This window comes from Nonomuraea antimicrobica (assembly GCF_039536965.1).
GTDB lineage: Bacteria > Actinomycetota > Actinomycetes > Streptosporangiales > Streptosporangiaceae > Nonomuraea > Nonomuraea antimicrobica.
The window spans coordinates 31356-45401 of record NZ_BAAAZP010000014.1; the positions used below are offsets into that span (position 1 = coordinate 31356).

General features: G+C 72.5%; 14 protein-coding genes and 1 pseudogene. 11 read left to right on the forward strand and 4 right to left on the reverse strand.

Going from position 1 to position 14046, the window contains the following annotated elements; translation table 11 throughout:
• Positions 1–73: 73 nt before the first annotated feature.
• Positions 74–442: a hypothetical protein gene (locus ABD844_RS05110; protein WP_344873449.1), complete on the forward strand. Its 369-nt coding sequence runs from the start codon at positions 74–76 to the stop codon at positions 440–442.
• An 87-nt stretch (positions 443–529) separates the two neighbouring features.
• Here the strand turns inward: ABD844_RS05110 and ABD844_RS05115 are convergent, their stop codons facing one another.
• Positions 530–1075: a hypothetical protein gene (locus tag ABD844_RS05115; protein WP_344873451.1), complete on the reverse strand. Its 546-nt coding sequence runs from the start codon at positions 1073–1075 to the stop codon at positions 530–532.
• A gap of 207 nt (positions 1076–1282) precedes the next feature.
• On the opposite strand from ABD844_RS05115, the gene ABD844_RS05120 reads away from it, so the two are divergent.
• Positions 1283–2233, forward strand: coding sequence for a helix-turn-helix domain-containing protein (locus tag ABD844_RS05120; protein WP_344873453.1), 951 nt, complete (start codon positions 1283–1285; stop codon positions 2231–2233).
• 57 nt (positions 2234–2290) lie between these two features.
• Here the strand turns inward: ABD844_RS05120 and ABD844_RS05125 are convergent, their stop codons facing one another.
• Complete coding sequence (locus ABD844_RS05125; protein WP_344873454.1) at positions 2291–3247, reverse strand: LysR family transcriptional regulator; 957 nt, start codon at positions 3245–3247, stop codon at positions 2291–2293.
• Between the two features lie 266 nt (positions 3248–3513).
• Here ABD844_RS05125 and ABD844_RS05130 point away from each other — a divergent pair, with 266 nt between their 5' ends.
• The 7 genes and pseudogenes from ABD844_RS05130 (at position 3514) to ABD844_RS05155 (ending at position 10277) form a co-directional block, all read left to right on the forward strand.
• A complete protein-coding gene (locus ABD844_RS05130) occupies positions 3514–3891 on the forward strand; it encodes an SbtR family transcriptional regulator (protein ID WP_344873455.1) in 378 nt (125 codons plus the stop codon).
• 122 nt (positions 3892–4013) lie between these two features.
• Positions 4014–4178, forward strand: a pseudogene (locus ABD844_RS53050) (helix-turn-helix domain-containing protein); the annotation flags it as partial.
• Between the two features lie 129 nt (positions 4179–4307).
• Positions 4308–6239 carry a tetratricopeptide repeat protein gene (locus tag ABD844_RS05135; protein ID WP_344873457.1) on the forward strand — a complete coding sequence of 644 codons (1932 nt, stop codon included), beginning with the start codon at positions 4308–4310 and terminating at the stop codon, positions 6237–6239.
• A 51-nt stretch (positions 6240–6290) separates the two neighbouring features.
• A complete protein-coding gene (locus tag ABD844_RS05140; RefSeq protein WP_344873459.1) occupies positions 6291–7100 on the forward strand; it encodes a class I SAM-dependent methyltransferase in 810 nt (269 codons plus the stop codon).
• A 73-nt stretch (positions 7101–7173) separates the two neighbouring features.
• On the forward strand, positions 7174–7731 hold the full coding sequence (locus ABD844_RS05145; RefSeq protein ID WP_344873461.1) for a winged helix-turn-helix domain-containing protein: 558 nt from the start codon (positions 7174–7176) through the stop codon (positions 7729–7731).
• Complete coding sequence (locus ABD844_RS05150) at positions 7728–8990, forward strand: MFS transporter (protein ID WP_344873463.1); 1263 nt, start codon at positions 7728–7730, stop codon at positions 8988–8990. The genes ABD844_RS05145 and ABD844_RS05150 overlap by 4 nt, the downstream gene beginning before the upstream one ends.
• Positions 8991–9122: 132 nt before the next feature.
• The gene (locus ABD844_RS05155) at positions 9123–10277 is read left to right on the forward strand and encodes an NAD(P)/FAD-dependent oxidoreductase (RefSeq protein WP_344873465.1); all 1155 of its coding nucleotides are present in this window, start codon (positions 9123–9125) and stop codon (positions 10275–10277) included.
• An 8-nt stretch (positions 10278–10285) separates the two neighbouring features.
• Here the strand turns inward: ABD844_RS05155 and ABD844_RS05160 are convergent, their stop codons facing one another.
• Positions 10286–11041, reverse strand: a complete 756-nt coding sequence (locus ABD844_RS05160) for a TetR/AcrR family transcriptional regulator (RefSeq protein ID WP_344873467.1) — start codon at positions 11039–11041, stop codon at positions 10286–10288.
• A gap of 126 nt (positions 11042–11167) precedes the next feature.
• Between ABD844_RS05160 and ABD844_RS05165 the strand changes: the two genes are divergently transcribed.
• Positions 11168–11686, forward strand: a complete 519-nt coding sequence (locus tag ABD844_RS05165) for a DUF1707 SHOCT-like domain-containing protein (protein ID WP_344873469.1) — start codon at positions 11168–11170, stop codon at positions 11684–11686.
• Positions 11687–11761: 75 nt separating this feature from the next.
• Here the strand turns inward: ABD844_RS05165 and ABD844_RS05170 are convergent, their stop codons facing one another.
• On the reverse strand, positions 11762–13156 hold the full coding sequence (locus ABD844_RS05170) for a serine hydrolase domain-containing protein (protein ID WP_344873471.1): 1395 nt from the start codon (positions 13154–13156) through the stop codon (positions 11762–11764).
• A 107-nt stretch (positions 13157–13263) separates the two neighbouring features.
• Here ABD844_RS05170 and ABD844_RS05175 point away from each other — a divergent pair, with 107 nt between their 5' ends.
• A complete protein-coding gene (locus tag ABD844_RS05175; protein ID WP_344873472.1) occupies positions 13264–14007 on the forward strand; it encodes a TetR/AcrR family transcriptional regulator in 744 nt (247 codons plus the stop codon).
• Positions 14008–14046 lie beyond the last annotated feature (39 nt).

Genomic DNA, 14046 nt, shown 5'->3' on the forward strand with positions numbered 1-14046 from the left:
ATCAACGGAGGACCGTTGTCCACGACGATCAGATGGAGGCCGCGTGTCAGTCAGCGGTTCACGTTCGAGAGCCTTGGCGTTCTTCGGTGTCCTCACGGTCGCGGTCGTCGTGACAGTGGCGATCGTGGCCTTCCGCGGCACCGATGACCAGCGGTTCATCCGGTCAGCCGCAGAGATGGAGGCGTTCGCCCGCACAATGAAGGACGGCGACCGGCTCGGCCCTCGCACCGTCGGCGGGATGGACTTCGAGGAAGTCCGCCGCGAACGCGGGGTGGTCGTTTTCCAACAGGGCGTGACGCTATTCAGCCCTTACGGCTACGCCTGGAGTCCGCAGGGCGATCCAGCCCGACTCCTCGAGGACATGGAGTGGTCGGAGGATCACGTCGATCACTATTTCGAGCACCTGGAGGGCGCCTTCTACTCCTGGCAGGGAAGGCGCTGACACACGACCGACCCCCAAGGCGAGGGGACTCGGGCGCCGCAGCGCGTCCCGCGGGACGGATGGCCCCGCGGGACGACGGTCGAGGCGTCAACAGGCCAACTGGAGCGCCATGTCGGCAATGCGGGTCTCGTCCCCCGTCTTGACGCCGCACTGCGCCGCCCCGCGGGAGTCGCCGTACTGCCAGGAGGTGGCGTGTCCCGAGCCGAGCCGCTTCCCGCCGCACTCCACCACGCAGTCGGCGTCCACCAGGCCATTCGCCATCTGGTAGATGACGTACCGCCCCGCGCCGCTGAAAGAGGTTTCCCCGAAACGGCCCTTGGACGGATACGTCTGGTCGATCGGTGTCAACGACTGGCCGACCCGCTTGCCCAACGACGCAATCGCCGTCTGCGGCTTGTCCAGCCGCACCCCGGTCACCTGCGCGACGCCCGTCCGCAACACCTGCATGGACGGGAGCCACTTCTCGTCCTTTGCCAGCGTCTTCCCCTCGGAGACCGCGGTGAGCACGTCACGGTTGTCGATGTTGAACCAGGTGAACGTGCACGCTTCCTGGGAAGCCGATACGTCGGTCGCGGCGGAGGCGGGCGAAAAGGCGAGAATGCCGACGCCGGTGATGGCCGCGGCGACGATCATACGCATGACATGTAGGACGCGAAGAACGTCGCGAAGGTTCCTGGTGGCGGCCGAGGGCGAAGAGCTTCCTCCGAGCGCCGCCTCATCCCCAGATGTCAGGAGCCACAGGGGCTCGTGCGGGGGTGCGGCGGCCGGGCCTGCCCGAGGTGTCGCGATGCGGTGCGATCCTCGAATGTCAGGAAAGACATCATGCGGTACTTTTCAGCCATGCATCGCGTCGTGGCGCTCATCCGCCCACCGCAGTCCACCTTCGAACTCGCGTGCGCGGCCGAGGTGTTCGGGATCGAACGGCCGGGGCTTCCGACGCGCTACACCTTCACCGTGTGCACCGAGCGCCCAGGCCCGGTGGCGACCTACGCCGGGTACGACATGCTCGTGACCGACGGGCTCGACGCGCTCGACCGGGCGGACACCGTGATCGTCGCCGGGTGGCTGCCCACCGAGGAGCCGCCCTCGTCCGCGGTCGTCCGGGCGCTGCGCCAGGCCCACTCCCGTGGAGCGCGGGTGGTCAGCATCTGCTCCGGCGCCTTCGCGCTGGCGCACGCCGGCCTGCTCGACGGACGACGGGCGACCACCCATTGGAGGCTGGCGGACAAGCTCGCCGTACGCTTCCCGCACATCCAGGTCGACCCGGACGTCCTGTACGTCGACCACGGCGACGTGGCCACCAGCGCCGGCGCGGGGGCCGGCATCGACCTGTGCATGCACCTGGTCCGCGGCGACCAGGGCGCCCACTACGCCGCCCACATCGCGCGGACCATGGTCATGCCGCCGCACCGCGAGGGCGGGCAGTTGCAGTACTCGGCGCCGCCGCACCCCGTACAGATCGACGGCACGCTCGCGCCGTTGCTGGAGTGGATCAGCGGGCGCATCGGCGCGACGGTGACCATCGAGAGCATGGCCGCGCACGCGGGCCTCTCGACGCGTACCCTGGCCCGGCGGTTCGCCGACCAGCTCGGCACCAGCCCCGGGCAGTGGCTGCTCGCGCAGCGGATCGCCACCGCCAGGGACCTGCTGGAATCCTCAGACCTCCCCGTGGACGCCGTCGCCCGCCGCGTCGGCCTCTCCTCGGCCACCAACCTCCGCAGGCGCTTCCTCAACACCCTGGGTACGACACCGGGCGCCTACCGCCGCGCCTTCCGCACCAAGCCCCGTTGACAGCCTGCCGGTTCGACGGCGGCGGTGAAGCCGTCGAACGTCCGCCGGGCGAGGCCGCTACAGGACCTGGCGGGCCTGCCCGGGATCGGCCGGGAAGAGGTGGCGGTCAGGCGCGGGCAGCCACTGACTCCGGGGGTCGAAGGGGCGGTAGTGGTCTTTCACGTGGGCGACGAGCAGCGGCAGCGAGGGGTGACGGTTCGCCTCGTGCCACATGAGGGACCAGGGGTACACCGGCGTGGGGTCGGTGACCAGGATCTCGACGACCTCCGGAGCGACCGAATACTGCCTCTTGTTGCCGAACGTGATGAGGTCCGGTGAGGCCGCGATTCTCTCCATGATGTGGTCACGGCCGAAGACCGGCCCGGAGCTGTCGATGTGGACGCCGAACTCGGCGCTGAGGAAGCGGTAGTAGTCCGCCCACTCGCTGTCGCGGGCGTTGCCCGGCATCCAGGCCGTCAGGCCCGACAGTTCCCGCATCGGCACGCGCCGGCGCCTGGCGAGCCGGTGCCGCCGGTCGACCAGGATGGAGATCGGCTCCAGGCAGGCGGGGACGCGCTCGATCCCTGGAGTGAGGGTGCCCGTGGTTCGGCCGAACGCCGCGTCGATCGACCCGTCCGCGAGCACCGACGTTCGCGGGACGGCGCCGCGGGAGACGACGATGTCGACGTCGACGTCGCCGGCCTCGTAGAAGGCCCGGACCAGGTCCATCGACGCCGCGCCGCGCCCGAGCACGTCGATGCGCAGGGGGCGGCCGCGTGCGCGGAGCATCGCGACGGCCTGGTCGGCCAGGCTGATCAGCGCGCGGGCGTGCGGGAGGAACGCCTCGCCGTCGCCGGTCGGCCTGGCCCCGGCGCGGGACCGGACCAGCAGGGAGACGCCCAGGTCGGACTCCAGCCTGGCGATTCGTTTGGACACGGCCTGCTGGGACATGCCCACGCGCGCGGCCGCCTCGGTGAAGTGCCCGTCGTCGACGACGGCGAGGAAGGTCCTGACGGCACCGAGGTCCAGCTCCATGAACAACTCCCGGTTGTCTTCCGTGACCTGCCGATTGTGGATCCTTCAAGGCAGACTCCGGCTCGACGAGCGACGCCGGCCGTCTCCAGGACAACTGCCAGGAGTATAACCGGCGAACGGGCGAGTCACCTTTTCAGCGGTACCCGTCGCGCGAGCACCTTGCGGCGGCTGATGCGCCAGCCCTGATCCACGCGTACGACGACGTCCTCGTAGGTCACGCTTGCGCACGTGCCGTCGGCGTTGACGCCGATCCCCTTCGAGAGCGCGTGCACCCGGCCGTCGGGCCGCTCGTTCCGCCGGGTGAGGCGCTGTTCGCCTGGCTGGACGGCTTCGTCGTCCACGTCGCCACCAAACGCACCCTGGCCACGGCGGGGACCGCGAGCGACGACCGGCGCCGTACCACGCTGTTCGACCAGTGGCACGCGTCCATGCGGTCGACCGCGCAGGAGCTGCTCACCCGGGCCCAGGAGTCCGGTGCGGCCGACCGCACCCTCACCGTGGACGACCTGCTCGCGCTCACGAGCGCGAGCGCCGTCGCCGGCGGCGGCCCCGAGCACGCGCGTCGGCTCCTGCGCATCCTGCGGCACGGCTTCGCGGGCCCCCAGGCTCTCCCCGGCATCAGGAACGAGCAAGCCCCGAGCTGACGCGGAGATCTTGACGGTCCGGAGCCAAAAGGCGCAGCCGAGTACGCTGGCAGTCGCGTCCAGGCGCACCCGCACCGCAGAGCAGGAGTCGTCCCATCACCGAGCCGCCGAGCTTCGCGGAGCTGCTTCGCCGTCACCGGCACGCGGCCCGCCTGACACTGGAGGAACTCGCCGAGTCCTCGGGCATCAGCGCCCGCACCCTGTCGGACCTGGAACGCGGGCGCAGCAAGGGCCCCCAGCACCGCACCGTCTCCAGACTCGCGGACGCGCTCGCCCTCGGCGAGGCCGCCCGCAAGGAGTTCGTCGACCTGGCACGAGACGGCCGTCTGCGCGACCACTGGGCGCGTCCGGACGGGTCGTGCGAGCTGCCCCGGTCCGTCGCCGACTTCACCGGCCGCGCCGCGGAGCTGGCCTGGATGGACGAGCTGGTTCGCGGGGCCGGCGCGCCGGGGGCGGCGGGGGTCGGGCTCATCACCGGTCCCGCCGGTCTGGGCAAGACCACGCTCGCCGTCCGCGCCGCGCACGCCCTGCGACCGGACTTCCCGAACGGGGTGCTCTTCCTCGACCTGTTCGGCATGTCCCCGCACCCGCTGCCCGCCGAGGAGGCGCTGGCCCTGCTGCTTCGCGCGCTCGGCACCGCGGACCAGCAGGTCCTCGCCGACGCCTCCGGGCGGGCGTCCCAGTATCGCTCGCTGCTGCGCGACAGGCGCGTCCTGGTCGTGCTCGACAACGCCGGCTCCGAGGAGCAGGTGCGCCCGCTGCTGCCGGGCGGCGGCGCGAGCCGGGCCCTGGTCACCAGCCGGCGGCTGCTGGCCGGGCTGGAGGGCGTACGCAGGCTGAGCCTGGGCCCGTTGCCGGTGGGCGAGGCCACCGACCTGCTGACCGGGATCCTGGGCGAACGTTCCGCGGCCGGCGGGCCAGCGGTGCTCACGCAGCTCGCGCAGCTCTGCGGCGGCCTGCCCCTCGCAGTCCGGATCATCGGAAACCGGCTGGTCAGCCGCCCCGAATGGGACCCGGCCGAGCTCGTCGCCCGCATGACGGACGAGGAACGCCGCCTCACCCAGCTCAAGGCCGGTGACCTCGAGGTCGCCACCGCGTTCAAGATGTCCTACGAACAGCTCGCGGCGGCCACCCGGCGGGTCTTCCGCCGCCTCGCCCTGGTGCCCGGCCGCGACTTCGACGCAGCCCTCGCCGCGGTCGCCGGCGGGATCGCGATCAAGGACACCTGGAGCGCCCTCGACGAACTCGTCGACCTCGGCCTGCTGCAGGACAGCACGTCGGGCCGCTTCCGCTTCCACGACCTGGTCCGACTGTTCGCCCGCGAACGGCTGCACGCCGAGGAGAACGCGGCCGAGCGCGAGGCGATCACCGAGACCACGACGTCGTGGCTGCTGCGGACGGCCACCACCGCCGGACGATGGTTCGAACCCGCCTACGGCCGCCCCGACCGGCCCGGCGCCGAGATGTCCTCTCCGGAGACCGCCGAACGCTGGCTGCGCGTCAACGTGGACAACTGGCTGGGCGCGATGCGGCAGGCGGCCGGCGCCGGGCGGCACGAGGCCGTCCTCGACTGCGCCGAGTCGATGCACTGGTTCTCCGACCGCTGGATGCACTCGCCGCACTGGCAGGAGGTCTTCACGCTCGGCGCGGAAGCCGCCGCCGCCCTGGACGACCCGGCGCGGCAGGCCACCCAGCTCAACTACCTGGCGTGGGTTCATCTGGTGCCGCCCCCCGCGCCGGAGACCACGCTGAGCTACGCGGCCCAGGCGCTCGAACTCGCCACCCGCGCCGGCGCCACGGCGCAGATCGCCTGGTCGCACAACTATGCGGCGGCCGCCCTCCGGAGGCTCGGGCGGCTGGACGAAGCCGCGGAGTCGTTCGCCCGGGCGGCGCGGATGTTCCAGGCCGCGGGCGACGTCGACGCCTATTGCCAGAGTCTCAGCGGCCTCGGCGACTGCCGGTACGACCAGGGGCGCCACGAGGAGGCGCTGGAGACGTTCCTCGAAGTACGCGCCTTGCTGGAGGACGATCGGTCGGGGATGACGCCCAGCATCGCGGCCCTGTCCCGGCCGCATCTGCTGATGCGGCTCGGCGTCTGCCTGCGCTTGCTCGGCCGCCGGGCCGAGGCGATCGCCGCGCTCACCGAGTCGGTCGCGCTCATGGAGCAGTTGCACCTGGCGAACTTCTCGCAGGCCGTCGCCCTGGAGCGGCTCGCGGCCCTGCTGGCGGAGGAGGGCCGCCCCGAGGAGAGCAGCGGTACGTACACGCGCGCGGCCACGCTGTACGAGGCGATCGGCGACGCCGAGGCGAGCAGCCGCTGCCGCGACCTGGCGGCCACCACCCCCTGACGCACACCGCGCCCGGTTGCCGAGTGGGCACACGCCCATTAGAGTGGGCGCATGCCCACTCAACCCTCGCCCTCCGGGAACGAACCCCACAAGGCCCGCCACATGGCCGAATCGTTCGGGATCGACGCCGAACGCTACGACCGGGCCCGCCCCGACTACCCCGAGGCCCTGATACGGCGGATCACGGCCACCAGCCCCGGCCCGGAGATCGTCGACGTCGGCTGCGGCACCGGCATCGAGGCCCGGCAGTTCATCGCGGCCGGTTGCGAGGTGCTGGGGGTCGAGCCGGACGCGCGGATGGCCGAGTTCGCCCGCCGTGGCGGGGTCGAGGTCGAGGTGGCCACGTTCGAGGACTGGGACGCCGCCGGACGTACGTTCGACGCGGTCGTCGCCGGGCAGTCGTGGCACTGGGTGGACCCGGTCGCGGGCCCGGCCAAGGCGGCGCGGGTGCTGCGTCCCGGCGGCCTGCTGGCGGTGTTCGCCCACGCGTACGACCCGCCCGCCCCGGTCATGGAGGCGTTCACCGCCGCGCTGTGGCGGGTGGCGCCCGACTCGCCGTACGGGTCCGGCCCGCCGCGACCGGCCCAGGAGATCTACGAGCAGATGTGCGCCACGTTCGCCGACGGCATCCGGCGGTCAGCCGCGTTCGGCGAGCCGGAGCAGTGGCGTTTCGCCTGGGAGCGGCGCTACACCCGCGCCGAGTGGCTCGACCTGCTGCCCACCACCGGCGGACTGACCCGCCTCCCGCCGGACCGGCTGGCCGAGGTACTGGAGGCCGTCGGCGCCGCCGTCGACGCGCTCGGAGGCGGCTTCACCATGCCGTACACGACAATGGCCGTCGCCGCGTCCCTGCCCACCTGACCCCTCACGGCGCCCCACGAGGTGACGCGAAAGAGTTATTGCGAAAGAGTTATTTCGCTTATAGATTGGGCCGGTGAAGATCAAGGATCCGAAGGCGATGCGCGCGCTCGCCCACCCCCTGCGCATCCAATTCCTCGAACTCCTGGCCATCGAAGGCACCGCGACGGCCACCCGGCTGGCGGAGCTGGTCGACGAGAACCCGTCCAACTGCTCATTCCACCTGCGAGTTCTCGCGAAGTTCGGCTACATCGAGCGCGCGCCGGGCCAGACCGGGCGCGACCGGCCCTGGCGGCTCGTCGACCTCGACCAGTCCTGGGACTCCGAGCAGCCGGACGAGGACGGGCAGTCGGCGGCGTCCGCGCTGGATCAGGCCTTCCTTGACTGGGAGCACTCACGGATGAAGGCCGCGGCCACGGCGACGGTGCCGGAGGCGTGGAAGGGCAGGCTGTCGCGCTCCGGCGCCACGCTCTGGCTGACGCCGGAGGAGGCCGAACGCCTCGGGGCGGAGATCGCCCAGCTCATCGCTCCCTACACCGAACGCTGGCGGGAGCCGGACGCGCGCCCGGCGGACGGGCGTCCGGTCCGGCTGTTCCACAACACCTATCTCCTGCCGGACCCGGACCGGCGATGAGACGGGCACTCGCCAGCCGGCCGTTCCGGCGGCTGCTCGGCGGCTGGACGATCGGCAACCTCGCCGACAGCGCGCTCTATCTTACGCTCGGAGTGTGGGCCAAGGACCTGTCGGGCAGCAGCGGCGCCGCCGGTCTGGTGTTCCTCGCGCTGGCCGCCCCGGTGGTGCTCTTCCCGCTCATCGGCCTGCTCGCCGACAGGGTCAGCCGCAAGCCCCTGCTCGTCTGGGCCAACCTCGCCGGTGCCGCGGTCGCCACGACGCTGCTGGCCGTGCAGACGGCCGGGCAGTTGTGGTTGCTGTACGCGGTGGCGTTCGCCTACGGGACTCTGGGCCTGGTCAACTCGGCCGCCCAGACCGGGCTGGTCCGGGACATGCTTCCGGCCCGGCACCTCGACACCGCCAACGGCCTGCTGGCCACCGTCGACCAGGGGTTACGCGTCCTCTCACCGGTCGTGGGGAGCGCGCTCTACGCCGGGTGGGGAGGCGCCGCGCTGGCCATCGGGGTGGCCGCCTGCCTGGTGCTCACCGCGCTCGTCCTGCTCACGATCCGGGTACGCGAATCCGCGCCGGAGCCCCGCCCGCCGGGGCACAGCCGATGGCGGGAGACCGCCGCCGGTCTGGCTCACCTGCGCAGCGTCCCGCTGCTGTGGCGCATGGTGATGGTGGGCGCGGCGGCCTTCGGCGTCGTCGGGCTCTACGACTCGGCGCTGTTCGAGCTCGTGGACAAGGGACTGGGGATGGACGCGGCATTCTTCGGGGTGCTGATGAGCGTCCAGGGAGCCGGTAGCGTCCTGGGCGGTCTGACGGCCGCCTTGGTGCTGCGCCGGCTGGGACCGGCGGTCACGTACGCAACCGCGCTCGCGCTGCTCGGCACCGCCGGCGTGGCGATGGCCGCCGACTTCGCGGGCGTCCCCCTGCTTCCCGTCGCGTTGACGGCGCTGTTCCTGGCCGGGGTCGCGCTCCCGTGGCTGACGGTCGCGATGGTGACCACGCGCCAGCGGCTCACCCCGTCCAGGCTGCAGGGGCGTACCGCTGCCGCGTCGAACGTCGCCACCGCTCTGCCGCAGATGGCCTCCATCGCCGCCGGCGCCGCGCTCGTCGCCGTGGTCGACTACCGGTGGCTGCTGCTCACGGCAGGAGCGATCCTGCTCGGCTGCGCGCTGACCCTGACGACGGCCTCCACGAGGAGGCTCGCCGCCGCTTCCGCGAAGTCCCTCGGACACGAGAACGCCGGAGAGCCGGACACCGTGCGATCTTGACCGATCGCGGCGGTCAGGAGACCGGGCGGTCAGGAAAACCTTGCTGGTTCGGTCACATCTGAAGGCTCCGTTTTGTCTCCCTGCCGGACCCTTCGATCCCCGGAGGGCGAATGCTGAGAGAGGACGGGACCGATGGCGCACGTTGTGATCATTGGCGGCGGGTTCGCGGGTGTGTGGAGCGCGGCGGGGGCGGCGCTGGCGCGTGAGGACGCGGAGCTGCGCATCACGCTCATCGCGCCGAACGAGCACCTGGTGCTGCGGCCCCGCCTGTACGAGCCGGAGCCGGACCTGGCCAAGGTGGAGCTGAGCAGGATCCTCGGGCCGATCGGCGTCGAGCACCTGCGGGCCACGGTCAGCACGATCGACACCGCCCGCCGCGTGGTGGTGGCGGACGGCGCGGAGGTCGGCTATGACCGGCTGGTGCTGGCGGCGGGCAGCGGGCTCGTCCCGCCCCAGGGGCTGCCGGGCGCAGAGCGGCTCTTCGACATCGACACCCTGGACGGCGCCCGGCGGCTCACCGAGCATCTGCGCGACCGGGAGGACTTTTCCGCCGTGGTCGTCGGCGCCGGGTTCGTCGGCCTGGAGGCCGCGACCGAACTGGCCGCCCGGGGCCGGGTGCTGCTGGTGGACCGTGCGGAGGTGGTCGGTGACCAGCTCGGCTCCGGCCCGCGCGCGGTGATCGAGGCGGCGCTGGACACGCTGGGCGTCGTACGCCGGTTGGGGACGACGGTGACGGAGATCGGCGACGGCTACGCCGTGCTCTCCGACGGCGCCAAGGTCGAGGCGGACGTGGTGGTCTGGTCCGTCGGGCTCAGGGCCAGCGATCTCACCAGGCAGATCTCCGATGATCTCGACGACCTCGGCCGGGTCCCGGTGGACCGGCACCTGCGCGCCCTGCCCGAGGTGTTCGCCGCCGGGGACACGGCCGCGGCCGCGTACGACGCCGGGCACACGGTCATGCAGGCCTGCCAGCACGCCACCCCGCTCGGCAAGGTCGCCGGGCACAACGCGGCGGCCGACCTGCTCGGCGGGCCGCTGCGCGACTTCACCCCCGGCCCGTACGTCACCTGCCTGGACCTGGGCGGCGCCGGTGCCGTCTTCACCCGGGGCTGGGACCGCAAGGTGATGGCCTCGGGCGTCGCGGGCAAGGAGGTCAAGATGTGGATCAACCGGCACATCCACCCGCCGGTCGACGACGCCGCGAGGCTCCTCGCCGCCGCCGACAACGTCTACCTCGAAATCCCCTTCTTCCCTCTCACCGAGGAGGCCGCCGCGCCCACCGCCTGAGACCCGGCTCAATCGTCGTGGTCCTCCCGTCGCTCGCGGCGCGGGGGCGTCGGCGGGAGGGCCGCGGCGATGCAGTCGAGTACGCGTTCCAGCCCGTACCGGAACTGGTCGTCGCGGCCCAGGCGCAGGTGGCGGGTGTCGGTCGCGATCTTGGTGAAGATCGGGTAGTCCCCGCTCGACAGCAGCCGCTCGACGTACGGGTAGCTGCGCGCCAGCCATTCCGGCTCGCTGAGCCCGCTGCGGCGAACCTCCTCGGCCCGGCTCACCTCCTCGCGCGCGGCGCTCTCGACGTAGCCGTTCAGTATGGCCATGAGGCCGAGGTTCTCGTCGATGGAGAGGCAGGGGTCGAGGACTCCCATCACGCGTTCGATCAGGCGCAGTTGGTTGGGGCCCGGGGCGAGGAGCGAGCGGTGCACGGTGGCGACCCAGGGGTGGCGCAGCCACATGGCCCGCACCTCGTGGGCGTAGCGCGTCAGGTCCGCGCGCCAGTCGCCGGAGGGCACGCCATCGAGGTCGATCTCCCCCTGCAGCCGGTCGGCCACGAGGACGATGAGGTCGTCGCGGCTCGGGACGTAGCGGTAGAGGGACATCGCGCCCGCGCCGATCTCGGCGGCGATGCGCCGCATGGTGACGGCCTCCGCCCCCTCGGCGTCGGCGATCCGGACCGCGGCCTCGGCGATCTGCGCGCGGCTGTAGGCCGGTTTCGGCCCGCGGGCCGGGCGCTCGGGCCGCATCCAGATGTTCGTGTACTCGGCATCGGCCACGGCTCCACCTCCCACTTGCGTACGTCGTACCCAGTAACTTAGCCTGACCGTCATCAAACCGCGTACAACGTACCAAGCGGAGGGGATCATGGCGGATCCGATCGTGGTCGCCGGAGGGCGGGGACGGTGAACGCCCTGCCGATCGGCGAGGACGACCGCGACGCGGCCGTACGGCGTCTGCAGGAGGCGTACGCCGACGGGCGCGTCTCGCACGAGGAGATGGACGAGGGCCTGCACCGGGCGCTCACCGCCACCACGCACGACGAGCTGGAGTCGGCCCTGGCCGCGCTCCCGGTGGAGAACGCCACCTCCACGATCGCCGCCGTCAGCGGACGGATCCGGCGGCGCGGCGCGTGGCGGGTGCCCAGGACGCTCAAGGTCGAGTCGGCGCTCGGCAGGGTGCGGCTGGACCTGTCCCGGGCGGTCATCGACCATCCGGTGATCGACATCGAGCTGTGGCTCGGCACCGGCGGCGCCGAGATCAAGGTGCCCCGTGACGCGATCGTCGACGTCGAGGGACTGCGCACCGAGTGGAAGGCTCCGCTGCACAAGGTCCGGCGGCGCTCCCGTCCCGGCGGGCCGAGGATCCGGATCTCCGGGGCCATGGGGCTGGGACGGTTGACGATCCGCCACGCCCGACGCTGAGTCGTCGGCCGGAGGGCGAGCCCGCTCGCCGCGCCGACCGGCTGATCGGTCACCGGGCGGCGCGGGATTCCCGCGTCAGTCGGTCTTGCGGGCGACGCGCATGCCGACCTGCACGTACGGCGTGCCGTCGGGCAGCGCGGCGAAGACCACCGGCCAGAACTCCTCCCCGGACGGCAGGCCCGTGGCGGCGAACACCGACCGGGTCTCCGACCGCGACACCGGCACCAGGCCGGCCTCCAGCGGCGGGGAGTAGCGCCTCATGCCGCCGACGAGCTCGTAGCGCATGCGCCCGGCGCCGTCCGCGTCCTGGCTGATGGTCGTGACGACGCCCTCCCGCCGGTACGTCCCCGCCAGCGGCGCCAGGTCCACCTCGGGCGGGTTCGGCGGCGGGGCGAAGGGCGGTGGCATGCGCACGCCGGCCAGTTCGTCCAGCAGTTCGGGGACGAGGTCGGCGTACAGGCGGCCGACCGCGCCGCCGTTGGCCAGCAGGGCCACGGCCACGCCAGCGTGCGGGATCACGCGCAGGTAGGAGTGCTGGGAGACGGCGTTGCCGTCGTGGCCGAAGCCGGGGACGCCGTCCCAGTCGTGCAGGGTCCAGCCCAGGCCCCAGCCGTCGGCCCAGACGCTCCACTTGTCCAGGCTGTCCGCGTGGCGCCGCCGCATGGCGGCGACGGCGTCGGCGGGCAGCACGCGGGTTCCGTCGAGGGCGAGCCCGCCGTCCAGGTGCATCCTGGCGAAGCGGACGACGTCCCCGGCCGAGACGATGACCCTGCCGTACGGGGCGGCCGAGCGCGGCATCATGTCCCAGACCGGGGCCGGGTCGGGGATCCGGCCCGGTTCGCCCAGGTGGCCCATGGCCGTGCGGAACCGCAGCGCCTCCTCCGGCAGCGTCATCGAGTGCCGCAGCCCGAGCGGATCGAACAGCCGCTCCTTCATCGCCTGGTCCCACGTCCGGCCGGTCAGCACCTCCACGACGCGGCCCAGCACCACGTATCCGGAGCTGCCGTAGGACAGGGCCGTCCCCGGCGGGCAGTCCAGCGGTACGTCCCGGAGGGCGGCGACGTATTCGGCCAGGCAGTCGTCGCCCCGCCCGGAGTCGTACATGAAGTCGTTGGTCAGGCCGCCGGTGTGCGACAGGAGCTGCCGGATCGTGATCGTCGCGGTGGCCTCCGGGTCCGGGGTGCCGAACTCGGGCAGCACGCTCACCACGGGCGCGTCCAGGTCGAGGTCACCCGAGCCGACCAGGTGCAGCACGAGCGTGGCGGTGTAGACCTTGGCCAGCGAGCCGGACAGGAACACCGAGTCGGTCGTGGCCGCCACTCCCGTGCCGCGATGCAGCAGGCCGCCGGCCAGTTCGTGGACGACGCCGCCGGTCAGCACCGCCAGGGCGGCTCCCGGCACGTGGTGGGCGGCGAGCAGCTCGTCGAGCCTGGCCTGCCACCGGGCGGTGTCGAAATGGGATGACGTCATGGAAAACCTCCGTACGGTGTGCGGTGTCCGAACACTGTACGGAGCATCGCACGGCATTCGCAAGCCGTACACTGTGCGAGAGCATGGCGCAGAGATCAGGAGGCCGCATGCCCGGCGACCAGGAACCGTTCGTGTCGGTGTGGGCCCGCCCCCGGCCCCGGCGCAAGGAGCAACCGGCGCTGAGCCGCGAGCAGATCGTCGCCGCCGCGCTGGAACTGCTGGACACCGAGGGCATCGACGCGCTGAGCATGCGCAGGCTCGGCACCCGGCTCAACGCCGGGGCCACCTCGATGTACACGCACGTGGCCAGCAAGGAGGAACTGCTCGAACTGGTCGTGGACGAGGTCTACGGCGAGATCGAGCCGCCCGCCACGGGCGCGGGCTGGCGGCCGGCCGTCACCCGGAGCGCCCACAGCATGCGCGCGGCGCTGCTGCGCCACCCCTGGATCGGGTCCGTGCTGGGCGAGGCGGGGGTGGCCTACCTGGGGCCGAACGTGTTGCGGCTGTCGGAGGCCACACTCGCCGCGTTCGAGGCGGGCGGATTCTCCCTGGAGGCGGCCGACCAGGGGCTGAACACCGTCACGGCGTACGTCGTCGGCAGGTCGACCAGCGAGGCCGCGTGGCTGACGAAGCTGGCCCGCAGCGGCCACGACGAGCAGGAGTGGACCGACCGCCTGTGGCCCGCCGCCGAGCGGGCCGTGCGTGACTATCCGCGCCTGCGCACGCTCTACGCGGCACAGCGCGGCGGGCACCGGCGCGACGCCCGCGACCGGGAGTTCGACGAGGGCCTCGCCTGCGTCCTCGACGGCCTCGCGACCCGCCTCCAGCCCACGCCGGACGGCGAACGCTAGCGGGCGGGGCCGTTGCGCCTCCTTGGCGTCGTGGCCCGC